28 protein-coding genes are annotated in these 23,895 nt (G+C 66.8%); 22 read left to right on the top strand and 6 right to left on the bottom strand.

Going from position 1 to position 23,895, the window contains the following annotated elements; genetic code table 11:
• The 6 genes from KBO27_RS04005 to KBO27_RS03980 form a co-directional block, all read right to left on the bottom strand.
• The gene (locus tag KBO27_RS04005) at window positions 1-660 is read right to left on the bottom strand and encodes a hypothetical protein (RefSeq protein ID WP_210968557.1); all 660 of its coding nucleotides are present in this window, start codon (window positions 658-660) and stop codon (window positions 1-3) included.
• 49 nt (window positions 661-709) lie between these two features.
• A complete protein-coding gene (locus KBO27_RS04000; RefSeq protein ID WP_210968556.1) occupies window positions 710-1,147 on the bottom strand; it encodes a hypothetical protein in 438 nt (145 codons plus the stop codon).
• 416 nt (window positions 1,148-1,563) lie between these two features.
• Entirely contained in the window at window positions 1,564-2,580 is a 1,017-nt protein-coding gene (locus tag KBO27_RS03995; RefSeq protein WP_210968555.1) for an LLM class flavin-dependent oxidoreductase, read from the bottom strand.
• Entirely contained in the window at window positions 2,561-3,748 is a 1,188-nt protein-coding gene (locus tag KBO27_RS03990; RefSeq protein WP_210968554.1) for an MAB_1171c family putative transporter, read from the bottom strand. Before KBO27_RS03990 ends, KBO27_RS03995 begins: the two co-directional genes overlap by 20 nt.
• 2 nt (window positions 3,749-3,750) lie before the next feature.
• Window positions 3,751-4,707 (bottom strand): hypothetical protein, encoded by a 957-nt coding sequence (locus tag KBO27_RS03985; RefSeq protein WP_210968553.1) that lies wholly within the window; start codon window positions 4,705-4,707, stop codon window positions 3,751-3,753.
• Window positions 4,700-5,236 (bottom strand): hypothetical protein, encoded by a 537-nt coding sequence (locus KBO27_RS03980; RefSeq protein WP_210968552.1) that lies wholly within the window; start codon window positions 5,234-5,236, stop codon window positions 4,700-4,702. The genes KBO27_RS03985 and KBO27_RS03980 overlap by 8 nt, the downstream gene beginning before the upstream one ends.
• A gap of 214 nt (window positions 5,237-5,450) precedes the next feature.
• Between KBO27_RS03980 and KBO27_RS03975 the strand changes: the two genes are divergently transcribed.
• The 22 genes from KBO27_RS03975 (at window position 5,451) to KBO27_RS03870 (ending at window position 23,869) form a co-directional block, all read left to right on the top strand.
• A complete protein-coding gene (locus KBO27_RS03975; protein ID WP_210968551.1) occupies window positions 5,451-5,870 on the top strand; it encodes a WhiB family transcriptional regulator in 420 nt (139 codons plus the stop codon).
• A gap of 12 nt (window positions 5,871-5,882) precedes the next feature.
• Entirely contained in the window at window positions 5,883-6,560 is a 678-nt protein-coding gene (locus KBO27_RS03970; RefSeq protein ID WP_210968550.1) for an A24 family peptidase, read from the top strand.
• Between the two features lie 165 nt (window positions 6,561-6,725).
• Window positions 6,726-7,094 carry a hypothetical protein gene (locus tag KBO27_RS03965; protein ID WP_210968549.1) on the top strand — a complete coding sequence of 123 codons (369 nt, stop codon included), beginning with the start codon at window positions 6,726-6,728 and terminating at the stop codon, window positions 7,092-7,094.
• 1,142 nt (window positions 7,095-8,236) lie between these two features.
• Complete coding sequence (locus tag KBO27_RS03960) at window positions 8,237-8,776, top strand: SAF domain-containing protein (RefSeq protein WP_210968548.1); 540 nt, start codon at window positions 8,237-8,239, stop codon at window positions 8,774-8,776.
• 38 nt (window positions 8,777-8,814) lie between these two features.
• Complete coding sequence (locus tag KBO27_RS03955; RefSeq protein ID WP_210968547.1) at window positions 8,815-9,624, top strand: CpaE/TadZ family protein; 810 nt, start codon at window positions 8,815-8,817, stop codon at window positions 9,622-9,624.
• A gap of 194 nt (window positions 9,625-9,818) precedes the next feature.
• Window positions 9,819-10,985 carry a TadA family conjugal transfer-associated ATPase gene (locus KBO27_RS03950; protein ID WP_246536120.1) on the top strand — a complete coding sequence of 389 codons (1,167 nt, stop codon included), beginning with the start codon at window positions 9,819-9,821 and terminating at the stop codon, window positions 10,983-10,985.
• 122 nt (window positions 10,986-11,107) lie between these two features.
• Entirely contained in the window at window positions 11,108-11,824 is a 717-nt protein-coding gene (locus tag KBO27_RS03945; protein ID WP_210968545.1) for a type II secretion system F family protein, read from the top strand.
• A 14-nt stretch (window positions 11,825-11,838) separates the two neighbouring features.
• Complete coding sequence (locus KBO27_RS03940; protein ID WP_210968544.1) at window positions 11,839-12,690, top strand: type II secretion system F family protein; 852 nt, start codon at window positions 11,839-11,841, stop codon at window positions 12,688-12,690.
• A gap of 70 nt (window positions 12,691-12,760) precedes the next feature.
• Entirely contained in the window at window positions 12,761-12,967 is a 207-nt protein-coding gene (locus KBO27_RS03935) for a hypothetical protein (RefSeq protein WP_210968651.1), read from the top strand.
• Between the two features lie 22 nt (window positions 12,968-12,989).
• Window positions 12,990-13,403: a TadE/TadG family type IV pilus assembly protein gene (locus KBO27_RS03930; RefSeq protein WP_210968543.1), complete on the top strand. Its 414-nt coding sequence runs from the start codon at window positions 12,990-12,992 to the stop codon at window positions 13,401-13,403.
• Entirely contained in the window at window positions 13,400-13,831 is a 432-nt protein-coding gene (locus KBO27_RS03925; protein ID WP_281420607.1) for a TadE/TadG family type IV pilus assembly protein, read from the top strand. The genes KBO27_RS03930 and KBO27_RS03925 overlap by 4 nt, the downstream gene beginning before the upstream one ends.
• A complete protein-coding gene (locus KBO27_RS03920; protein ID WP_210968541.1) occupies window positions 13,828-14,235 on the top strand; it encodes a hypothetical protein in 408 nt (135 codons plus the stop codon). Before KBO27_RS03925 ends, KBO27_RS03920 begins: the two co-directional genes overlap by 4 nt.
• A complete protein-coding gene (locus KBO27_RS03915) occupies window positions 14,232-16,961 on the top strand; it encodes an AfsR/SARP family transcriptional regulator (protein WP_210968540.1) in 2,730 nt (909 codons plus the stop codon). The genes KBO27_RS03920 and KBO27_RS03915 overlap by 4 nt, the downstream gene beginning before the upstream one ends.
• Window positions 16,962-17,027: 66 nt before the next feature.
• Complete coding sequence (locus tag KBO27_RS03910) at window positions 17,028-17,480, top strand: hypothetical protein (RefSeq protein WP_210968539.1); 453 nt, start codon at window positions 17,028-17,030, stop codon at window positions 17,478-17,480.
• 561 nt (window positions 17,481-18,041) lie between these two features.
• Window positions 18,042-18,185 carry a hypothetical protein gene (locus KBO27_RS03905; RefSeq protein ID WP_210968538.1) on the top strand — a complete coding sequence of 48 codons (144 nt, stop codon included), beginning with the start codon at window positions 18,042-18,044 and terminating at the stop codon, window positions 18,183-18,185.
• Between the two features lie 261 nt (window positions 18,186-18,446).
• The gene (locus tag KBO27_RS03900) at window positions 18,447-19,571 is read left to right on the top strand and encodes an AAA family ATPase (RefSeq protein WP_210968648.1); all 1,125 of its coding nucleotides are present in this window, start codon (window positions 18,447-18,449) and stop codon (window positions 19,569-19,571) included.
• A 37-nt stretch (window positions 19,572-19,608) separates the two neighbouring features.
• Entirely contained in the window at window positions 19,609-21,321 is a 1,713-nt protein-coding gene (locus KBO27_RS03895) for a vWA domain-containing protein (RefSeq protein ID WP_210968537.1), read from the top strand.
• Window positions 21,322-21,398: 77 nt separating this feature from the next.
• Entirely contained in the window at window positions 21,399-21,713 is a 315-nt protein-coding gene (locus KBO27_RS03890; RefSeq protein ID WP_210968536.1) for a hypothetical protein, read from the top strand.
• Window positions 21,714-21,913: 200 nt separating this feature from the next.
• A complete protein-coding gene (locus KBO27_RS03885; RefSeq protein WP_210968535.1) occupies window positions 21,914-22,540 on the top strand; it encodes a helix-turn-helix domain-containing protein in 627 nt (208 codons plus the stop codon).
• A gap of 95 nt (window positions 22,541-22,635) precedes the next feature.
• Window positions 22,636-23,331 carry a hypothetical protein gene (locus tag KBO27_RS03880; protein WP_210968534.1) on the top strand — a complete coding sequence of 232 codons (696 nt, stop codon included), beginning with the start codon at window positions 22,636-22,638 and terminating at the stop codon, window positions 23,329-23,331.
• Window positions 23,328-23,576, top strand: a complete 249-nt coding sequence (locus KBO27_RS03875; protein WP_210968533.1) for a hypothetical protein — start codon at window positions 23,328-23,330, stop codon at window positions 23,574-23,576. Before KBO27_RS03880 ends, KBO27_RS03875 begins: the two co-directional genes overlap by 4 nt.
• Window positions 23,576-23,869 carry a hypothetical protein gene (locus KBO27_RS03870; protein WP_210968532.1) on the top strand — a complete coding sequence of 98 codons (294 nt, stop codon included), beginning with the start codon at window positions 23,576-23,578 and terminating at the stop codon, window positions 23,867-23,869. Before KBO27_RS03875 ends, KBO27_RS03870 begins: the two co-directional genes overlap by 1 nt.
• Window positions 23,870-23,895: the final 26 nt, after the last annotated feature.

The raw sequence follows: 23,895 nt of genomic DNA, 5'->3' as shown, positions 1-23,895 counted from the left end.
CTAGCCATCCGGCCACGTGCCGCTCCCAACCGGTAGGACCGCCACCGTGTCCCAGGTGAATTGGCCTCGGCGCGGGTGCTGTGTGACCGCGACCAGCTCAAGCTCTCTGACCGGCACGTCCACCAGTGCGGGGCGCGGCGTCACGTCCTTCAACGCCGCCGTGAGCACGCCGCTGTCGCCATCGCCGTAGCCATACCCCAGGCTCGTGTGTGGCCGCCCGTTCGAGGCGACGGGCGGCATCGCACCCTCCCCCAGCACCTCGGCTATGCCGGAACGGACCACGCCAACCAGCCTTTCCCAGGCTGGGTCTGTCACAGGATCGACCCACAGCTCCACAGCATGCACTGACGCTTGAGGCGGGCCCACCCGTAGAGAAAACGGTCCCACACCGGTAAGGGCAGATCGCAGCCGTGTGATGAGCACGTCCAGCACGGGCTGCGGAACTTCTCGTCGGCACACGCTGAGCATCTGCACCGTGAAGTGCACAAACTCGAGTTTCTGTAAGCCGAGCTGATGCTCAGCAGCGATTCCGGTCCGTCGCAGCGCCTCGTGATATCGATCCACGACGGTGCGCAGCTCATCCGTGGCACGCAGGTAAACGTGGAGCCGTTCCGGTTCCGGCCACGTCGCCGCTTCATGCCGCGAGAAAAAATCCCGCACTGCCAGCCCCTCTTTCTATTGACACCGATGCTGCCCTCTACTCGGCGTACTACAAGACAGCCAGTGCCTCCGCGACAGCATGTGCTTCGCTGCGTGCGTTGAGCGCGGTGAGCAGCTCGTGGGCTTCGGTCCAGTAGAGCTTTGCCGTGTCACGACGGCCGAGATCGCGCGCCGCGCGGCCGACCTGCCGCAAGACGTCAGCTATATACCTGCGAGATCCTGATCTGCGCATAACCGCCAACGCCCGCTCAAGTTCATCGAAGGCCGTAGCGGCATCGCCGGCCGTCAACCGTGCGTCGGCCAGCACGGTGAGGACTCGCGCTTGGCCTTCTTCGTCCCGCAACGCGTCGAGCTTTCCCGCCGCGCTGACCAACATGTCCTCGGCCTCGTTAAAGCGCTCCAGGTCAAGCAGGCACTCTCCAATACGCAGCTTCCGCAGAGCACTACATCGGTCGCGGATCGCACGGTCAGTGAGGGCATCAGTCATTCGTTGCTCCCCAGCCCGAGACACGGTCAACAACTCGAAACGTTCCCCAGCCGCCCGACCAGAGGTCAGGATCGGTGATCGAGTACACGTCCTAACCCCGGTCCGCGGCAACGCCTCAGGGGGAGCAAACAGGGAGGTTCACAGGTCAATCCGCAGGATCACCAGCGCTGTTGCGAGTTACATGATCACCCGTTGGAACCAACGCCGTCGTAGTATTGGAGGTCGCCGGAGATACTGCGTTGACGGGTCAGTGCCGATGGGTAGCTGCAGCGGTCGAAAGTGATTTGGTCAACCAGAAGCCTGCCGCCACGCTGCAAAAACAGCGGAGATGCAGGGACGACGCCCGGCACGAGCGAACGAGGTAGGCGCCGCCGGACGCGACACGATCGTCATCCTTCTACGGTCGTACCGATCTGTTATTTCACCAACGAAACCTGGCGGCTGCTTTCAGCCAACAGCTCATACGAACGGCGGCGGTCCGCGTGGTCGAAGGCCAGCGTCTTCACCATGAGCTCCGTTGTTGCGGTCGCAGCGATGAGGGGTTCAAGCTTGTGCCTCACCGTGGCCGGTGCCCCAACGATCAGTTCGGAGGTCGCGCGGCCGATAGCATCGCGATCATCACGGGTGTAGTGCACGCTGGCCGCGTCTTCCGGGGAGGGCATGCGGATCCTTTTCCCCTTCATCCGACTCAACACCTTCAGCCGGATAGACCCCGCCAGCCATTCCGCATTCGCATCCGTATCCGCAGTGATGAGCGAGACGCTGACGATGACCTTCGGGACTCGCGTTGTTTCCGATGGCTGGAACGAATCACGGTATATCTCAAGGGCTTCAATACCATCCGGGTTGAGGTGGTGTGCGAAGGCATAGGGAAGTCCCACCTCGCCAGCAAGCCGGGCGCTAAATGGCGTTGTTCCCAGAAGCCAAGGCTCTGGGCGATTTCCGATGGCAGGCACCGCTCGCACAGTTCGCGGTCCCGGATCAGGTTCATCGAAGTAGCTCAGGAGTTCACCTAGCTGTTCGGCAAAGTCTCCCTGATACGGGCCTGGACCACGTATGGCTGGGGTTGCGTGCGGTGGGCCACCGGATGCCCGGCCGATGCCCAAGTCGATTCGACCGGGGTAGAAGGCTTCCAGCGTTCCGAACTGCTCGGCGACGACGAGAGGCGCGTGGTTGGGCAGCAAGACGCCGCCGCTCCCTACACGAATCCTGTCTGTGGCGTCAGCAAGGCGGGATACCAGCACAGCCGGAGCGGAGCTCGCGACACCGCGCATGCTGTGGTGTTCAGGCACCCAGTATCGGTGATAACCAGACGCATCCGCGGAACGCGCCAGGTCAACCGTGTTGTACAGGGCCGCGCGAGCGGTGGAGCCTTCTGGGATCGGCACGGTGTCAAGGACCGAGAGTCGGAGGTCAGTCTTTGACGGCGTCATTGAGTTCCTTTCTGACCATCCCGCGTGTCGCGAGTTCCCTGCTGAGCTGGACCATCCAACGAGCCCGGTGGCTCCAGTTTCCTTCGAAGTCGGGCTCGATGACGGGGTAGGGAAGCTCGGTTGGGCTTGGAGTCTCGTGTCCCCAACGGGCCTCGCGGATAGCCATACGTCTGTGCAGTCCGGCTTCGATCGCGTCCGCCGCGTTCTGTGGCTTGCGTGGGTCTCCAGCAGGGTGTGGACAGTCTCGTGCGAGCTCGGCCAGGCCGTCGGTGATTTCCGCCGTGGTCCGCTCAAAGTCGTCGTCGGGTCTCCCGGAGCTTCTCTCGTTGCCGTGGTGGGCGAGCGCGATATGCGGGAACTCGGAGGTCAGGGTGCGCCACAAGGGCGCCAGTTGTTGTGTGTAACGGGTTCTGCGGGCGGTTTCGTATCGCGCTCGTGCTGCGACAGCCGCGCCGGCCAGTGGTGCGAGGGCCAGGCCCAAGGCCAGCAAAACCTGGCCGCCGAGTTGTCCGATGGAGTACAGGGTGCTCATGAAGCCGACCTGGGCGTGCGGTGTGATCAGGAGCCTGATCCCGTAGCGGATGAGTGAGATTACATTGACGCCGAAGGTCATGCCTGCGCTTCCGACAATCACGAGGGCGAATGCGGCTCGCGCGAGTCGATGTTTCAGGCGCGCGAGGTAGGCACCCGCTCGGCAGATTCCCAGAATCCACGCACTGAGGGAGTAACCGTCGCAGGACAGGTAGAACGCTGTGCGTTGCCACGTGTATTGGCCTCGACCTTGCTGCTCCGGCCACACCAGCAAGACGATGGCCATGACGAACAGCGCGAGGACCAGTACCACCAGCTCAATCCGTGCCCTACGGACTCGAGACGACAGTGACCTAAGTGGGTCTGCAAGCAGGAAGAACGTAGCCCAGGAGTAGGCCATCACCATCCAACAGCCGTTGATGATGACGCCCCAGGCTGGGCCGAAGAAGTCTTCGATCGGTTCCAGGATGGGAGTTTGGATTCCGAACGTAGCCGTGAACGACAGGAACCCCAGCCCCACTACAAGTACGCGCAGGGCCAGGTCCTGCCGTCGCCGTGTGAGCTGGACGGTCTCCCAGACCGTCACTGCCAGGATCACGACCGCTTTGAACAGGCGCACCGCCATCTCGAAATCCATGATCACTCCTGATCGACGAAACCGAACGCGCCTGCGATACCGCGCTCTTCCGCTGAAACGCCTGGTCGCAAGCCGTTGGGGCGTGGTCTTTCCCGCGCCAAACCGGCCAGAATTCGTGCGCCAACTTCAGCTTCCCACTCCCGCCAGTCCGAGTAGGCATTGTCCGTGGCGAGGTCAGCGCCGCAGGTCAGTGCGTCACCAAAGTCCAAGTGCCGGCGAAGCAGGTGAATGAGCTCGTGTGCGATCACGAGGTCGCGCTGTGGCGCAGGAGCTGTTCGTTCGTAGAAGATCGAGTCAACTCGGCTTTGCTGGACCAGGTGACCGATCGACGTGGTCGCGCCGAGATCGACTCCCTTCACCTTGATGCGCCGGCCTCGGTACGCACTCAGGCGCTGACACAGGTCGATTGGTTCCCAGGGCGGGCGGGTATTCAGCGCGACCAGCACGTCTCTGCAGAGGTCTTCGAGTTGAGCCGCGCTCATCGGTCCGGTGAGCGTTGAACTCCAGATCCGAAGCCGGGTCCTGGCCTCCGGCGCAGCCTGCGGCATGTCCTCGCCGAAGGACGACGGGGCTCGGAGTCCAACGAGGACTCGCCTGAGCTGATCCCACCGTGGTTCCGGCAATGGGCTGAAGACTCGGCACAGGCGGTGTTCGTCGAGGCCGCAGTCGCGCAAGGCACTTTGGACGACCCGTTCGTAGGCACGGGCCACAGCTGACGGGTCGGAGCCGAAGAACGCCGGGTCGGTCCCGAAGAATTTCGCTATGGCGCTGAGCAGATCCGGTGTCGCGGGTTCGCCGTGCCGGTGCAAGGCGATCTTGATCTGGCTGGCCCCGACGCCTTCTCCTACCTCAGCATCGGTGTACGGGCGGCGTCCGGTATCCGGGTCGAGAACCGTTACGACGTCGAAAAGCCAGTTCAGGCGGTCGGTGACTGAGCCGACGCTCTCGGCGCTAGTCATCGACTTCCTCCGACTCGTCGTCCGAGCGCAACGCCTCGGCGAGAGCTCGCATCATCCGCGCCCGTTCGCGTGCCGCGGTGACGTTCGTGGCGCCGCGGTGGCCGACCTTGGCGACTCCGGACTCGCGCATCGCGCGCTGAAGCTCCTCGGAGGCGGTTCGGAGTTCCTGTTGCGCTGCTCGCTCAGCATCCAGTTTGGCGTACAGCTCCTGCTCGCGGCCGACGAGCTCGGCTTCGACCTCGGCAGCTACCGCCGGGTCGGTGAAGTAGCCAGTTCGGACATCAAAGAACCAGGCAATGGCTTCAAGTGTTCGAAGTGTCGGGTTCGTTTTCACGCCGCGGCGAAGCTCCGACAAGTGCGACTCGGACAATTCGCGCCCGGCTTCCTTACACGCATTCACGACCTCGCGATTCGTGAACACTCGATCGGGTGAGCCTTGAGGGCGTTGGACGTCGAACAAGCGGTTGAGCCGCTCGCCCACAGTTTTAGGCGGTGTTGTTGACGGCGTTGGCCCTGACTCTTTCGGCATCACAGCTCCCCAGGTCAGCGTTGCGAGACCAGCATGACACCGCAGAGCAATCCTCGCTAGCGATACCTGCGTATCGATTGACGGAGCACCGATTCGTAGTAGCGTAATTCTCATCGAGCTAGAAAAGATCAAAATTCGCTCGATTTGTTCGAGACCTCCAGCTGGAGATCAATAAATCTGATTCAACATCATTTCTTGACGAGGGGGCACTGTCATGAAAGATCCGGTCAAGCGGTATCCGGAAGTGTTCGCTGAGGGCAAGTGCGTGCGGCAGCCGTTCTCGGCCGACTGGTTTCACGACGACGCTCGTGGCGGGCGTGCTGTGGAGCGGCAACGGTCGCGGGCACGGCAGGCGTGTTCGGGATGCCCGCTGCGGCCGCAATGCCTGGCGATGGCGCTGGAATTCGAAGCGGACGACGGTCATTCATGGGGCATCTGGGGTGGAGTAAGTGCGCGCGACCGGCGCGAGGTACTGCAGGCGCTTGCCGCCTCCGGCGCCCCACGAAATGCCGTCGACTTCGATCAGCTCGCCGAGAACGTCCTGGAACCCTACGAGGCGACTCAGGCCCAGGTGATTCCACTGCCTCGGCTAAAGCAACAGGCCCCCTTGCAGCTCGTTCGTTGGATTGCGTAGCCGGAGACTGTCATGGAGATCCTCCGCGCGACTGTCGAAGCCATAACGACCCACGGTGGCGTCCTCGTGGTGACCGGACTGTGGGCATTGCTAGGAGTTGGAGCGGCTGTCGGCTCGGCGTGGGTAATGCGGCGCTGGGTTCCGACCGCGCTTAAGGCCGCTCCGCTCGCTGGCCTCGTTGTCACCTGTGCAGTCGTCTCGATTGGTGTCGGTGTCTTCTTCGGCGGAGATCCGGCATTGCCGGCGTGGTGGTGGTTGGGCGTGATCGGTGTCGGCCTCAGTGCGATCGATCTCCACTGTCATCGCCTGCCTCGGACGTGGGTGCTTGCTCTGGCAGCGGGCGGTGTCGTGGTCTTCGCGTGTCTTACGGTCAGCGGATCCGGCGGTCTCACGCCGTTGCTGCGAAGTTTCGGTGCGGTGCTGCTTGTCCTGGCGATGGGAGCTGGGATCTACGCGTCGGCGCCCGCCTGGCTCGGCTTCGGTGACGTGACTTTGCTGAGCGCCTTGGCGGCGTTTTGGGGCTGGCTGGGCTGGCGCACCGTGCTCTGGGGCTTGTTCCTGTCGCTGGTCATGCTCGGTGCCGTGGCGGCCGTTGCGTGGTTGATGGGCCGACGTGGCGAGGAGAGTCGCATCGCCGCTGGTCCCAGCATTGTTCTTGGCGGCTGGATCGCCATCGTCAGCTATTCATGAGGAGAGGTCCTGATGTCCCGATTCAGTTCACAAGTTCTGGTGATCGCGGCCTGTGTTGCCGGCGCGGTAGCGAGTGCGTGCTCGTCGACGCCACCCGCGGCGCCGCCAGCTGACGAGATCGCGGCTCCCCCGGCTCAGCCTTCGGAGAATGCTGCGATCGAAGGGGTGTACCGCGAGTTCTGGTCGGTGTCGTGGGTGTCGAGTGCGGAGCCGGATCAGGGATGGGACCAGCGGCTGCGGACGGTGGCGACGGCTGAGTTGTCCGAGCAGGTGGCCACTCGTGCCCGGCAGCAGCGGACCCAGGGTGTTCGGCTCTACGGCACCGTCACCCCGCGGATCACCGGTACACGCATCGAGGGAGGTCGCGCGGTGATCACCGACTGCCAGGACGGTAGCCAGGCCGGGTTGGCGGATGCCGCCACGGGACAGCCGCGCAACGTCGGCCCCGCCCGCAATGCCGTCTCGGCGACCCTGTCCCGGGAGTCGGGTGGCTGGCGGGTGGCGAAGATCGAGTACCCGGGCGGTGAGTGCTGATGCCTGCGCGTCGTGTTCCGGCGTTAGCCGTCGGCGGTGCCGTGCTGCTGTGCATGGGCTTCAGTCCGTTGGGTTCAGCGCAGGAGGGTGGGGTCGAGGTGACTCCTGGCGACTTCGGTGGCTTGTACTCCTCTCCCTCGATCGAGATGGGAGCCACCAGCCCAGACAGCTCCGGCAGCAGCTCGGGTGACTCGTCAGGGGATTCCTCGTCGGCCTCAGCGTCGGGCGGGTCCTCGGGGGGCTTGCATGGTTCTGGTCCTGCGGTGGTCCCGTTGTGCCCCACGATCATGTGCGACTCGCCTGCTTCAGACGATCCTGCGTTGATGCTGAGTACGGGCCCGCTGTCGTCGTGGTGCTTCGGCCCGCTAGACGAAGGACGGTGCCCGTCGGGCGAGCCCCAGCCCGGGGAAACACCACCGGGCGCCGCCGGCCCACCGGATCCCGCGGTGCTCGTCCAGCAAGCACTCCAGCAGCTTCGGCTTCCGCTCCCAGTGCCACAGCACTCTCCTGACCTGCGCCTGCAGGACGGTCAGGCCGCGACCATGGTCGGCGAGTTCACCTGGTTCTGGACCGATCCCAGCACCTGGCGCCCGCAACGCCAGCGAGTTGAGGCTGGACCGGTGTGGGCCGAAGTCACCGCTACGCCCGTCCGGCTGACGATGGAACCGGGTAATGGCACCGCGTCCGCCTCCTGCACGGGACCCGGGACACCTTATGAGAGGTCCTTCGGCGTGCATTCCCCGTCGCCTGACTGCAATGTCGTCTACGAGCGGCCTTCTGCTGGTCCGGTATCGGCGCAGTGGTCCATTACCTGGGAAGTGACCTGGCGCGGCTGGACTGGAAGTTCCCCGACTGGTGGTGTCCTGCCTCCGATGACCTCCCGAGCCCAGACCCAGCTCGTGATCGCCGAAGCGCAAGCCCTCCGCGCTCAATAACCGCGTTTCTTGATTCATTTCTCTTTTTCTCTTTGATCTCGCTTTCAATTCCGTTGTGGGGAGACGTCTATGTCTAATCCGGGTCTTTCTGAGCTGACGGCCTCATCTGATGAGCGGGGAAACGGTCACCGTTCCCGTGGTCCGAGGATCCCTCGGCGCAGGCGTTGGTGGCTGCTGGGTCTGTCGGCCGGGTTGATCGCAGGGTCGGTGGCCGGCGTTGTCGCGCTCGTGGCCGGAGCGCATGACCGCGAGCCCGTGCTGGTGCTTACCAGGGACCTCGCCTGGGCCGAGCCCATCTCGCAGGCGGACCTGGCGACTGTGGATCTTCCGCCCGAGGCGGCGCGGTTCACCGTGTCCCAAGCACGCCTGGGTGAGATCACCGGCAAGGTCGCCGCAACGAATCTGCGTGCCGGCGAGCTGCTCGCTCCACGGGACCTCACGACGCAGGCGGTTCCGGGGCCCCGGCAAGTCGTCGTCGGCCTGCGCTTGGAGCCCGGCCGGTTCCCTTCAGCAGGACTGATCCCCAACACACCAGTCGAAGTCACAGCGCTGTCCGGGGCGTCGAGTTCCATAGCCGAGGCGAGTCCCACGACGTCGGCTTTTCGTGCCCGAGTGGTTCGGATGGCACCGCCGGATGCCGAAGGGGCAGTCGTGGTGGACCTGCTCCTTCCCGACTACGCCGCCCATCAAGCCACCTCGGCCGCCGCGACCGGCGCGGTTCTGACGGTTCTCGGACCGGATCACTAGCGAAGATTCCGCATTTCGGTGAAAGGAGCGTGAGCGCAATGGCTTTGGTGACGGTTCTGTCGGCGAAGGGGTCGCCGGGGGTGACTACGGGGATCGCAGCGCTGGCGACGGTGTGGCCCCACGCCCTGCTCGTGGTCGATGCCGATCCGGCGGGAGGCGATCTGCTGCCCGGGTGGGCAGGACAGTGGTGGGTCGATGGTCGGCTCACCTCCGACCACAGCGTGCTCAGCTTCGCCTCCTCGACTCGGCACCTCGAATCCGTGCCGGCCGAAGGCTTGGCCGGTCACGCACAAGAAGTCCCCGACAGCGGCGGATTGCGGCTTCTGGTCGGGGTCAACGGTCCGGTCCAGGCCGGCGCGATCGGCTCCGATGGGTGGAAGCGGCTGGCCAGCGCGCTGCGGGACCTCAGCGAAAGTGGTCCGGATGTGCTCGTGGACGCGGGTCGGTGGAGTCCCGCGACGCCGTGGCCGCTGGTGGCCGAGTCCGATCTCGTCCTGGTCGGGGTCCGCCCGACGCTTCGGCACATCGTCGCGGCCGGCCGACTGGTCACGGTCTTGCGTGACCTGGTGCCTTCCGAGCGGTTGGGCGCGGCGGTGTCGGTGGCCACCAGCCGCCAGGCCGACGATGCCGCCCGTGCCTTGGCCATCCCGGTCGGGATGGAACTCCCCGATGACCCGGCCGCAGCAGGTGCGCTCTGCGATGGCGGTACGCCCTGCCTGCAACCGCGCCGTTCGGCGTTGCTGCGCACCAGCCGTAAAGCAGCGCGCCGCCTGCACAACCAACTCGCCGGACCCGCCCGGGTGTCCTCCGCTCCGGCCAGCGACGAGGGACAGGAGAAGGTGGCATGACCTCGCAGATCAGTTCACGGATGAATCCCGCCGACGAGCACGGCCCCGTCCCGGACGCGGACACGGTGGCGCAGTTGCGGGCGCGGGTGGCCGAACGCCTCGCACCCGGAGATGATCTTGCCCGGCACCGGTCGCTGGTCGCCGCTGAGATCGCCGCGTGGACTCTGCACCGCGCCGCGCAGGGGGATCAGCCGTTGTCGGAGATCGCCGAGAAGCGGCTCACCGATGCCGTCCTGGCGGCGCTGTCCGGGTTGGGTGATCTGCAGCCGCTGCTGGAGCGCGAGGACGTCGAGAACATCCACATCCACGGCCACGACCGCGTGTGGCTCGAACGCTCCGATGGAAGCGTGCAGGCGTGGCCGCATCCGGTCGGCCGCTCGGACGCGGACTTGTTGGCGCAGTTGGAGTCGATGTTCGCGCGGCTGGGACAGACCAGCCGGGAGTTCTCGCCGGCCCACCCGATGGGCAATCTCCGCCTGTCGGCTGGTGGCCCGTTGGGGGCTCGGTTGGCCGCGGTGCGCGAGGTCTCCGACCGGCCGCGGATCGCGATCCGGCGCCATCGGCTCGCCCACGCCACGCTGGATGATCTGCACCAACGTGGCACCGTCAACGACCGTATCCACGATTTCCTGCAGGCCGCTGTCCGTGCCGGGCTGAACCTGCTGGTCACCGGTGGACCTGCAGCCGGTAAGACGACACTGCTGCGTTCGCTGTGCCACGCCATTGCCGACCACGAGCACGTGGTGACTGTCGAGGACGACTACGAGCTCGGACTGCACCTGAACCCGGTCGCGCATCCGCTGGTGACAGCGCTGGAAGCGCGTGCACCCAATGCCGAGGGCGTCGGGGAGATCACCCTGGATGCCCTGCTGAAGCAGACCCTTCGGCATTCCCCTTCGCGGGTGATCGTCGGGGAGGTTCGGGGTGGCGAGATCACCTCGCTGCTGCGCGCGTTGGGCAACGGGGCCGCCGGGGGTATGGGCACGCTGCACGCCACCTCGGCCAGGGCAGTGCCCGACCGCATCGCCGCGCTCGGCCAACTCGCGCACCCGCCGCTGAGTGTCGCTGCGGCTCATCGCTGGACGGCCTCGGCCCTGGATCTGATCGTGCACGTGACCCGTCGGGACTGCGAGGGCCGACGCGAGCGGGTCGTCACCGAGATTTGTGAAGTCGGGCCGGTCGGTGATGCCGGGACACCGGATCTGATCCCGCTGTTCGGCCCGCACCCCAGCAGCGGGTGCATCGCACCCGTGTACCCGCCCAGCGAGCCGCTACGCACCCGGCTCCATCAGCACGGGCTTGACGCACAGGCGTTGCAACGCAACGAGTTTTCGGATCCTCGTCCGGGGGTTTCACCATGATCATCGCTTTGGCAGCTGTGTTCGGGCTCTTCCTGGGGATTGGCCTGCTTTTCAGCGTTCTGTTCTTCCGGCCTCCGCGTCCCCCCACGATGCCCTCGCGGGCGAGGTCGGTGGTGGCGTGGATGGAGCGGTGGCGACGGCGCGGGTTGATCGCGTCGTTGGCCGCTGGTGTGGCGTGGTGGGCCACGGGCTGGCCCGTGGCCGCTGCCGCCGCAGTTTTCGGGGTTCTGGCTGTTCCGGCGTTGCTGGCGCCCCGGCAGGTGCGCGACGACATCGCGTTGCACGAGGCGGTGGCGACGTGGACGCGACGTTTGGGTGATCTTCTGGCCTCCGGGGCGGGTGGCCTGCACCAGGCCGTGACGCGCTCGGCCGACACTGCACCGGCGCTGTTGGCTCCCGCTGTTGCCCGGCTGGCCGAGGCGATGCGCCGGGAGGGCACGGAACCAGCGCTGCGGGCCTTCGCCGCGGAGTTGTCCCATCCCGCCGTCGATGAGGTCGTGCTCGCGCTGCTGCTGCGCGTGCGCGCGGGGGGACGCGGCGTGGTCGAGATCTTGCAAGGGCAGGCGGTGAGTCTGACCGCACGGGCCGCCAGTGCGCGCGAGGTGGAAGCCGACCGCGCCAAGCCCCGGACCACGGTGCGCACGCTGATCGGCATCAGCGCGGTCATGGTCCTCGGGCTGGTGGTGTTCGCCCAGGAGTACCTCGCACCGATCAGTACGGCGCTGGGCCAAGGTGTCCTCGCGGTGGTCGTGGCGATCTTCGCCGGCGCCCTCTGGCACATGCACCGCCTATCCACGCCCCATGCTGCGGCTCGCTACCTGCGGGGAGACGCGTCATGACTCCCACAATCCCGATGGCCGCCCTCGTCGGAACACTGCTCGGGATCGGGCTCGCTGCAGGCATTCGTGGTGTGGTCGGCCCGGCTCCGATGAACCTGCAGGCAGCACTGCACCACCTCACCCACCCCACCACCGCACAGCACCAGCGCATGGACCGGCTCATCCAGAGGGCACAGCAGGCCGGTCACCCGTGGCTGGCGATCCCCGAAGCAGACCTCGATCTGCTCGAGCAAACACCACAGTCCTATATGTCCAATCGCATCACGTGGAGTCTGGCCTCCGGGCTCACCGGACTGGTTCTCGCAACAGGATTCGTGGCTGCCGGGACTGTTTCGCTCCTCGTCGCACCGGTGCTGGTTCTGGGGTGTGCGGTAGCAGGGGCTTGGGTGCCGGTGTGGCGCACGCGCGATGCCGCGCGCCACGCACGCAGCGATGCGCGCCGAGTGCTGGCGGTCTATCTCGACCTGGTGGCCCAAGAGCGCGCCGCCGGCCAAGCGCCGGGACCGGCCCTGCACGAGGCCGCCGCGCTCGCAGACCACCCGCTGCTGCAGCGGCTGCACCGCACGCTGGTCAGGGCCGAGAACCACGGGTACTCGCCCTGGGACGCGCTGCGCGGTCTCGGGGAACAGGTCCGGCTGGACGAGCTCGTGACGGTCGCCGATCTGGCCGCGACCGCTGCAGATGGTGCCGCGATCTACGCCAGCCTCACCGCGCAGGCCGCGAGTCTGCGCGCCACGACCACCACCGAGGACAAGGCCGAGGCCAACGCGCGCACCGAGCGCCTCACGCTACCGGTCACCGCCCTGATGGCCGGGTTCCTTCTGCTGGCCCTCTACCCCACCGTCGCGCGGCTGCTCATCGGATAGCCGCGCACCACACGACAATGCCGATTCCCATCGCTGAGAGGTTGTCATGATCCCCATCCTTCGTACGCAGGTGACCGTCACGGTGATGCTCGTCGCCGCCTGCCTCGCCACCAGCACCACCACGCTCGCCCGTTTCGTCGAAAGGGTTCGTTTCGATGATCGCGGTTCGGAGAGCACCGAAAAGGCCGTGTTGACGGCGATTGCGTTGGCTGCGGCACTCGGGCTCGGGGCCGCGATCACCGCCGTGGTCCAGAAGTACCAAGCCCAAATCCACTGACCCCGGAGCGAGGTGATCGCTGATGTTGACTCGCACCCGAGGTAAACGGGCGGCCCGGTTCGAGACGGGGTCGGCTGCCGTGGAGTTGGCGGTGCTGGCGCCCCTGGTGCTGCTCGTCCTGCTCACGGTGGTGCAGGCCGGGTTGTGGTGGCATACGCGCACGATCTGCTCGGCTGCCGCGCAGCAGGGCGTCCAGGTGGCGCGCACGCTGCACGGCACCACCGCCGACGCCCAGTCCACCGCGGAGTCGTTCCTGGCCGGGAGCTCCGGACTCGTGACCCAACCCCAGGTGAGCGCTCAGGTCACCAGGACGCGGGTCACCGTGCGCGTGAGCGGTGACCCGCCCCGCCTTCTCCCTGTTCCGGGGCTGGGGACCGTCATGCAGGTCGCCGAAGCCAGCAAGGAACGCTTCACCACCCCGGGAGACACACCATGAACACCCACCCGCGTGAGGAGGGGTCGGCGAGTGTGGAAGTCGCTGTGCTGACTCCGTTGCTGTTGGCGGTGCTCGTCGTGGTCATCGCCGCCGGCCGCGTCGTCACCGCCCACCACGCCCTGGAGCACGCAGCGACCACGGCCGCACGCGCCGCGTCACTGGCCCGCACACCCAGTGGTGCCCACAGCGCAGCCACCTCGACCGGCCTGCAGGTGCTGGGCGAGCAGCACCTGGCGTGCACCGACCTCGCCCAGGACCTCGATATCAGTGGCCTGGCCACCCGCGCGGGCACGACCGGCGTGGTCACGGTCGGGCTGCGCTGCAGCGTGTCGCTGGCGGACTTGACCGGCCTGGCCGGACTACCCGGTCAAGTTCCGTTGCGTGCTGAGTTTTCCAGCCCGGTCGACCCGTTTCGGGGGCGAACATGACCTCCTTCGCGCGTGGCCGTGACGACGGGTCGGTCAGTGTGCTGGTCGCCGTCCTGGTGCCCTGCCTGTTGCTGCTGTGCGCGTTGCTCGTCGACGGTGCCGACCGGCTTCGAGTGCGCGCCCGGGCCGACGCAGTCGCCGCCGAGACCGCGCGCAGCGCACTCACCGCGCTCGACACCCGCCACACCTCCATCACCCTCGAACCATCGGAGGCGACCGCAGCGGCACGGCGTTATCTCGCGGCCACCGGCCACACCGGGACCGTCTCGCTGCAGGGCCCGTCGAGTGTGGCGGTCACGGTGACCTACACCGAACCTGCTGCGATCGGGCTGCTGTGGGACGTCCACACGGTCACCGGCCACGCAACCGCCACTCTTCAGACTGACGGAGGTGCCCGGCCATGACCCCGGCGGCCGAGGTGCGCACGCGGCTGCTGGCCTGTGCCGCGATCACCGGGCTCGTGGCGCTGTTGACCGGGCTGCCGGTCGTGTTGTGGGCGCTGGCCGAGATCGCCCCCTTTCCCACCGTGCGGTGGCCGGTCCCGGACTTCTCCCCGTGGGCAGCGCCGCTGCCGGTCCAGCTCGGTGACTGGGCCGGACGCCTCGCGGAGACATTGCGGTTCGAACTGAGCCCCTCCCGGTGTGCGCTGCTCGGCGTCCTGTTCACGGGGTGGGCGAGTTGGGCCCTTCTGCTGGCGTGGACCGTGGCCGACCTTGCCCGCCTCCTGGTCCCCGGGCGTTCGCGTCCGGTGCGGCGCGGCACGCCCCGAGCCTGGCTGACCGCCGTGATCACCTGGGCTGTGCTGTCCCTGTTCCCGGGGACGATGTCGGCGGCCCCTGTCGCCACGACGCCAAGCGTCACGGCACTGATGCCTCTCCCAGAGGGTGTCGCCGCCACCCCCGTCTACGGCGACGCCCCGGTGGGGCCGGGCGGGTACGCCGACCCGCCGCCCGGCCCCACCACGACCGCCCCTAACCACCCGCGCTACACCGTGGTCCGCGGCGACACGCTGTGGGACCTCGCCGAGCGCTACCTCGGCAACCCGCACCGCTGGGGCCAGCTGCGCGACCTCAACCACGACCTGCTCCAGGGCACAGACCGGCTGGAAACCGGGTGGGTGCTGCGCATGCCCACCGATGCGGCCCTGCCAACTCCAGCCGGGATTCCCGCGACCGCACGGTGGCTCACCACCAAACCCGGTGACACCCTCGCCACACTCGCCGCGCGGGAACTCGGCTCGCCCGACCAGTGGCCGGTGTTGTTCGCCGTCAACGCCGAACGACCACAGCCCGATGGCCGCGTGCTGCGCGACCCCCACCACCTCTTCCCCGGATGGCACCTCGCACTACCAGCCCCGCCTCTCCCCGATCCGGCCCCCGAAGCGGTCTCGCGTGGACCGGCGGTAGCACCGGCCCGGGTCTCACCGGCACCGCAACCGGTGATCACCGATACCGGGGAGATTCAGCTCGGTGCGAGAACCTTTCTCGGCGCCGCCACGGCAGCCGCGGTCAGCGCCGCGCTCGTACTCGCCCGCCGCCGGCATCGCCGACACCACCGTCCCGGCACCCACGCCACGGCCGACTACCCCATCGCTCCTGCGGTCTACGCGCTCCACCGCGCCCACCCCACCAGCACCACGCACGCGCCCGATGACGAACCACGAGCGCCTCGACTCGCGCCACCGCCCGAACGACGTCAAGACACCGACGCGCGTGAGCTGTGGTTGGAGATCGGCGTCGCCGACGGCCAGACCCGACACCTCAACTTCTCCGACGCCCGCCGGGTCGGTGTCACCGGGCCAGGCGCCCACGATGTTGTTCGGGCGCTCCTCGTCAACCTGGCACTTCACCCGGAACGTCCCCGGCTCAGCCTCCACACGGCCGCCGTCGCCGCGCTGTTCCCCGACGGTCCGCCTCCAGAACTAGGCCATTGGCATCAGATCACCGACCTGCACGCCACACCGCCGGGACAGCTCGGCGACGTGCTCGTCGCATACACCACCGTCCTCGACGACGACGCACTGCCGCAGACCGCGGGCGCCTCCGTCCTCGCCTTGGGACCATCACCGGCCGGCGCCCAGCTGGCAGTGGAGGACAGCGGAGTCGTCAGCGGCGCGAGCCACAAGGTGTCCTCACTGATCGGGGCACGCCTGTTCACCGCGGACGAGGTCGCAGCGCGTGATCTCCTCGCTCTCGGCCGCGCCCCACAGCACGACGCCGTCCCGCCCGTGCAACCCGTCCTACAAGACCACGAACCACCTCCTTCTTCGGCATCACCCGAGTGCGCCGAGACGCCTGAGGACTGTGCGCCGTTGTCTCTGCGCGTTTTCGGACCGGTTCGTCTGCTGTGGACATCACCGGAGGGTGAACGAGAAGACATCACCGAGCACTTCACACCGAGGTTGCTGGAGCTTCTCGCCTACCTCGCGGTTAATCCTGGCGTCACGCGGGATACCGCGATCGCCGACCTGTGGCAGCACGCACCCTCAAATCGGCCCACCAACGCGCTCAACACCACGCTCTCCCGGCTGCGTACAGCGCTGGAGTCCGCCACACACGGCACCGTCACCGACATCCTCGACGACACCCGCCAGCGGCGCCTGAGCCTGGACCCCGCCCAGGTCAACACCGACTACGCCTCCTTCACCGAAGCCGAACGCACCAGCCACGACACCAGCGCTGAGCCGCGGCGACTTCACGCGCACCACACGGTGGTGGAGGTGTATCAGGGTGAGCTCGCCGCCGGCATCGACAGCGAATGGATCCAGGCGCCCCGCTTCGCTGCGCTGCGCACCGCCATCAACGCCGTCAGTGCCCTGGCCCGTCACCACGCCCCCACCGACCCGGAACGCACCCTGCGGATGCTGGAAACAGCGACCGGATTCGATCCGGCCAACGAACACCTCTACCGCGACATCATGCGTCTGCACGCCCGACTCGGTGACACCAGCGCGATCCCGGCCACCCTCGACCTTCTGGTCCAGCGGCTCCGCGATATCGACACCGAACCCGCCCCCGAAACCCTCGCACTCGCCACCGCGCTGCAGCGCCCCGACTCCGAATCCTCCGCGACGAAAGGAGAACCCGCGCGATCGGGCGGTCTTCACCCCTCCGCCCCGAAGAGCCATTGACACCTCCACACCCGCGAGCGTCCATAAATACGCACCACCCGTTCGCCCATTCCGAGGAGACACACCATGTCGACACCAGATCCGAAGAATCGAGACGCCCACACCGCCGCGAGAATGCCGCTGTCGTCCGCAGTCTCCGAGGTCGCCTCTTTCGCCCAGCACCGCGTGGCCTACACGCTCGGACCGCAGCCGCCGATGAGGATGCCGGCCGAAGAAGGCGGAATCGTCATCACCCAGGTCGAGTCACGCCCCGACGGGGGACTCGCCAGTTTCAGCGGAGTCTGGAAACGACAGCTGCAAGCCAGTGCGGTTCGGGAATCAACGCTCGTGCTCCAATTGCGCTGTCCCGCCACCGACGATGACGACCACGTCGATGTGTGGCTGTGGGTCGCCCGGAACCGGCGCTTCCTTCTCCTCGGACGCTGGAAGAACTCCGGACCCGGGTGGCCGATGTTGGCCGCACCGCTCGTTCACGCCGCACACCACTCCAGCAGCGGCACCATGCGGCGCATCGCCTGACCGCGCCCGCAATCCGGCAAGTCAAGGCAGCGGCAGCATTGGAGGTGCCGATGGGGGATCCACTCATGGATCCGTTGGGGGTGGCGCTCAGAACCCCACCAGGGGGCGCCGCCCCCAAGGCAGGTCAGCACCCGCACAGGGGGATCCGCTGCTCTCCCCAACTGGCTTGCCCCGCAAGCCGGAAAGCACATCGGCCGGCCAGCCACAGCCACGGCACAACGGCAGGAACCAGGCAGCAGGTCACGACCCCGCGGCGTCGCACCACCCACATCACCATTGAATTCTTTTATTTAGAATTCCCCCATCCCATTCACTATTGATTCATTGGTATTTCGCCATTCGTCGCACAGAGCGCCGATTGCACGGCTTTTCAAGACGAATTCAAAATGCATCAACTCAAACTGTCCATAAATCCCCGGAATTTCCCTGGAAAGTCCGGGTTTTTGTGTTGCGCGCGGCGTGGGATCGAGTTAATTTATATGTGTCGCCAGGAACGGCGCATCACCACCGAATTCCACCCCTGGCGCGAGCCATGTCAAAATCTGACTGATTGGGGAAACGATGTGCTACGCCGACACCACCGCGAACGGCGACGGCACCGCCACCGCGTATTGCTACTGCGGCTGGTCAGAAAACTGTGACACGATGGAAATCGCCGAACAGGCCGCCGAACGGCACCAGAACCGCCAGGACGACCAGGACTGACCACCAGTCAGCCACGCTGTTTGCACCCCGCCGCATCATCGCGCGCGATTTCCAGACCCGCCGGGGTCATGCCATCGAATTCCGCCGAATTCTCAGCATACCCGGACAGACCCCGGCAATTTCGGAATCACGTCCCGCCCACACGTGGACCATTTCAGTCATTTACTCGTGGCGTGAGCCATGTTCGTTTTTAAGGAGCCTGCCGTGCCCGCTGCCGTGGACAGCACCCCGAACCCGACAACCGACACGGAAACACGAACGATGACCACTCCCACCGGTGGACGCCTGGCCAGCGGCGAATTGCGGCGTATGGTCGCGGGCTGGCTTGCCGATCACCCCGGTACCGACGTGACCGCGCGCGAAATCGCGGCAGATTTGGGGCGGTCATCGGGCGCGGTGGGAAACGCCTTGCGGACATTGGTCGATCAGGGCACGGCCGAACAAGCTGGTACCGCCCCACTGCGTTTCCGGGCCAATGACGCCACCCGATCAACCGACGCGCCCACGGCGCGCCCGGCCCCAGCGACCACCCCCAAGAAATCCGCACCAGCCAAACCGGCAAAGGCGAAAACCGCGCCGAAGAAAGAAAATCCCGGTCCGGTTACGCGCCCGAATGGGCAGAGCTATCACCCCCGGAAACTGGCCGGGCTGCCGGATGTGACCGCGTTGCGCAAGCTGCGCGACGCAGGGATTCCCGCGTTGATGTACGGACCACCCGGCACCGGGAAAACCTCAGTGATCGAAGCGGCGTTTCCGGACTTGATCACCGTTCCCGGCGACGGGGACACCACGGTGGCCGACTTCGTCGGTGAGTACACCCAAACGCCCGAGGGTCGTTACGTTTTCGTGCATGGGCCGCTGGTGACCGCGATGCGTGAGGGCCGATGCCTGTTCATCGATGACGCGACGTTGATCCCGCCCACGGTGCTCGCGGTGGTCTACCCCGCCATGGACGGGCGGAGGGAGATCACCGTCAAGGCCAATGGTGGTGAAACCGTCACCGCCGCACCAGGTTTCTACACTGTTGCCGGTCACAACCCTGGCGTTCACGGGGCGGTGCTGACCGATGCGCTCGCCTCACGGTTCTCCGCGCAAATCCAGGTATCCACTGATTTCGATCTCGCCGCGCAACTCAAGATTGACTCCCGTGCCGTTCGGGTGGCTCGCAATCTCGCGACACGGCAGCGAACCGGCGACGTCACGTGGGCACCACAACTACGCGAACTGATCGCGTTTCAAAAGATCGCCGAAGTACTCGGTACCGATGCCGCCGCCCGAAACCTGATCGGGATCGCACCGGAAGACGATCGCGAGGCCGTCGCAAAACTCGTCCGTGACCTGTTCAAGGTCAGCGCCGAGCCGCTGTCACTCGGCAGCCGGGTCTGACCACCGCCCCTGTCAAGTCCAGAAGGGACAATCAACCATGACGGTACACGTAACCCATGACGACGCCGCTACCCCAACTCCGACCGACACGGCAGAGACCGCGTGGCAGGAGCTCTCAGCCGCGCTCACCGACGAAGCCCCCGACATTGCCGGGCGTGACGACCTGGTGGTCACGATCACCCCCGGCGCAGGGGGCGGCGCGCCCGGCCGGTTCCTGCCACATCAGGCCACCATCGAACTCGACGGTACGCACCTGGGCAAGGTGGACCCCGCGACCGTCGCACCGGCCATTGACGCCGACCGCGTGCGGTATCCGGTGACCTGGGGTGTGTTCGCGCATGAGTGCGCGCACGCGGCGCACAGCAGGTGGGAACCACCCGGAGGCACGCCTCCAAGCGTCATCGACGCCGCGATGAGCCTGGAAGAATCCCGAATCGAGGCTGTCCACGTACGCCGCCGCCCTGATGACCGGACGTGGCTGCGTGCCGCCTCCACCAAACTCATCCTCGAGGAAGTCCGGGCCACGAGCGAGGACCGCGCCAGTGCGGCGCACACCGCCGCCTTGCTCCTGGCCCGCGCGGATGCCGGGATTCTCGTCTGGGAGGAACTCGGCTCCCTCACCAGCAAAGTCCGCGAACTTCTCGGTACCGACACGTTGCGGCAGCTCCGCGAGATCTGGCAGGAAGCACACCGCACCGCCGACGACGACACCGACGCCATGATCGAACTCGGCCGCCGCTGGTGCGCCGCGCTGGGAACCGATCCCGACGCCACGCCGCCGAAACCGGGCACCACGGAACCCGATGGCACCCCTACCCCACTAGCGAAGGCCGTCACCGCAGCGCTCACGGAAGTCGACACGAACACCACCGCCGCCTTGCCCGGCGATCACACCGCTGAGAAGGCGCAAGCAAAACGGGACGAGGAGAAGGCGCGGCACACGGCCTTGCGCACCGCCGCGCGGATCTTTTCCACCGATACGCCGGGTAGTTCCCGTTCAGCGGTGTCCGGAACACGGGCTCCGACCACCGAAGAGCGCCAGGCCGCCCGGAGACTGGCACGGTCGCTGAGTACCGCCGGAATCCGCGACCGCACGACCGTCAAGACCAACTCGGCGACCCCGCCCGGCCGGTTGCGGATGCGCGGTGCGCTGGCCGCCGATGCGCAACGCGCGGCCGGGGCCATGCCCACCGCCGAGCCATTCACCCGGATCAGCCGCCAGATGACACCGGCGCCACCCTTGCGGCTCGGAATCGCCTGCGACGTGTCCGGCTCGATGCGCCGCTTCGCCAAGCCGGTCGCAAGCGCTGCCTGGATCCTCGCCCATGCCGCACGGCATACCCAGGTCGATGCCGTCACCGCCACCGTGATCTTCGGCCGTCACGTCCACCCCATCACCTACCCCGACACTGCCCCGGCGAACGTGTCCGAATTCAACTGTCGCGACGACTGGGAGGACCTCTCCGGGGCCGTCGAAGCTCTCGACGGCGCGCTCGAGCTTGCCGCCCCTGGTGCTGCCCGACTTCTGGTGATCGTCTCCGATGGAGATTACCGCAACCACCTGCGTGAGCAGGGTCAACGGCGCATAGATCGCCTACGCGCTCACGGGTGCGGCGTGCTCTGGCTGGTGCCGGATAGGCGAAGCAGCAAGCCACTGGACGGCGTCACGGTCCTCGCGCTGGACGACCCAGCGGCGACCGCGCAGGCCATCGGCCGTAGCGCCACCCAGACACTGCGCGCCGCCCGTTAGAGAACGCCGCCGCTGCGGGTGGCGGCTCCAGGCTGCCCCGCAATGGACAACCATGAGATCCGTCAAGGAGTTTTGCCATGCACCACAACGTCACGACGATTGACGAGACCATCGGGCAGGACCCGGACCGCTACAGCTACGAGGCCACAGTCGAAGCGGGCGGGAACGTCATCCGCGCCAGGGTCGTTCGCGGCCCCGACGTGGGCCGGAGCCAGGCCACCGTGGAAGTCCTGGCCAGGCCGCGAACCTGGTCCCAAGTCACCGCGCAGAGCCCCGGTAGCTGGTTCTCCAAGACCTCAGAGCCCAACCGGCCCGGACTCAACCCGTCCCTCGAACTGCGCCCCATCGTCAGCAACCTGATCAACCGGGCCATCAACATCCTCGACCTCTAACCCATCCCGCGCAGCACACCGACAACGCTTCCACGAGCGGCCCCGCCGCAACACGGGACGGTCGAGACAACTGAAAACGCTTGACTCCTCACGAGAGGAGAGCGTCCATATCCATGTAGCCGCGAACCGGCAGCGCGCGCCGGGCTACATCGCCCTCCGGAGGGCATGACCCACCACCCCACTCACACAGGGAGCCCGTCATGCCCAGCACCACCCAAGACAACGCACCGGCCCCCGTTCGCACCGACACCGAATCCAAGGCATGGGCCGCACTCCACGCCCACCCCGAATCCACGACCGCCGAAATCGCGCAGCACGCCAAAATCGGCCGGTCCACCGCAGGCAAGATCCTCGCCGCATGGTCGAACTCCGGTGATATCACCCGCATCCCCGGTATCAAGGACGGCGCTCGTCGGTTCCCCGACCGCTTCGCCCCGGCCACCGCGCCCGAACCGGACACCCCCACGCGGGCCAACACACCCGCAGAAGCCGACGCAGCCAGCGATCCGGACGAGCCCGAGACGAATCGGACCGACGCCACACCTTCGTCGTGCGCGCACACAACGGCCCCCATCGGCGACGGCGAAGGCAGCGAAACGCCGGTCGCGTCCGACAAGCGCCTGGCCAAGGGCGAACTGCGCGGGATGGTCGAGGACTATCTGACCGCCCACCCCGGCGCGGAGTTCAGCCCTGGCCAGATCGCCAAGGCCCTCGACCGGTCGGCCGGAGCGGTCAACAACGCGTTGCACAAGCTCGCCGACGAGGGCTACGCCCACCAAACCCAGACCTCCCCCAAGCGCTTCGCCGCTAGCAGCGAGGAGCCCTAGGCCGGTGACTGCCCAGGCCCGCCCGCCACCGAGCGGGCCTGGGCGCGGGGTCGGCACGAGATCAACAACGACGTGAGATGAAAAGGAACCGAGCTATGGGGACCTTCTTCGATCGCTACGTAGTGGTCGATTTCTACGTAGGGCGGGGCGTGCAAGCCGAGTGGATCGGTTCGGTGCGCGCGGCGCGCGAGCCGGAAGAGATGCTGCGCACTCCATCCGGCCGAGCGCTGCTGCGATCGGTGTATGAGCGCGCCTACCGGCGCCGCGTCAATGTCCTGTTCAACAAGTGGCCCGAGCATGACCAGTGGAGCGCCACCTATCCGAACCAAGTGGGCTGGCCGTGGCCGTACGAGAGCAGTCATCACAGCGACTGGATCATCACCTTCGACCCCGGCATCGGTGCCGTGTTCGTGACGGTTGGCGGAGGAGTGGGCTGGTACCGCGTCGATCCCGAGGAGCCAACACTCCCGGGCCGGGAGTGCCGCAGGAACCTCGCAGCGCCCGACGACGGTGCGCGTGGGACGACGCATGACCCGGCCGCTGCATCGCCGGTTCCGCTCCCCCTGCACCGCGCCCGCACCCTTCCGGAGCCCGGTGAGCTGGACGAGGTGATCGGGCAGATCGACCGCGACACTGACGCGCTCTGGTTCACCATGTTCGCGCAGCTCGCTGATCGTCATGGATGCTTCCACGCTGAGGAGGAACTGACTGGGCTGCGACGGCAGATCACCTCGGATCAGCTACCGCGCGTTCACAGCTGGCTCAAGCGCTATCTGCGGGAGCGCTCATGACGCTCAACGACCCGGATGCCACTTGGCAGAGCGTGCGCGAGGCCGTGAATCAGTGGCGCGCAGCGATCGACTACGCCGACATGGTGGATCCCTCGCACTGGGACCACGTCGACGAGTACGCCAACGAATTGGCCGCCCACGCAGCGCAACTTCTCGACTGGCTTGATCTGGGCGGCAGGCCGCCGCAGCAACTCACCCCGCCCCCTCCGGGAGGGCCTGACCTGTCACGTTCAGGGAGTACATGATGACTTCTCGACCCGAATACGTTGTGCGGCAATTCCGCGAGAACGAGTGCCTGATCACCGCGATTGTGCGTGACCCCGCCGACGAGCAAGCAATCATCTACGGCGTCGTGACCCGTCGCGGGCGCCTGGTGGGCAGCTACTACTGCCTCGACCACGTGCGTGATGACTGCCGCATCGTCACCGCCGACGGGCAGCAGCACGAGAGCACCGACCCCAGACGCCCTCTCACAGAACCGTTGGCGGTGTACACGCTCACCAACATGGCCACCCCGCCCGCGCACCGGCTCGCCTAGCACCAAGATGCCCGTCGGCCCCGTCA

The organism is Saccharopolyspora endophytica, from assembly GCF_018070075.1.
Taxonomy (GTDB): domain Bacteria; phylum Actinomycetota; class Actinomycetes; order Mycobacteriales; family Pseudonocardiaceae; genus Saccharopolyspora; species Saccharopolyspora endophytica.
The sequence above is the reverse complement of the archived record's forward strand: the minus strand, read 5'-3'. Positions and strand labels throughout refer to the sequence as shown.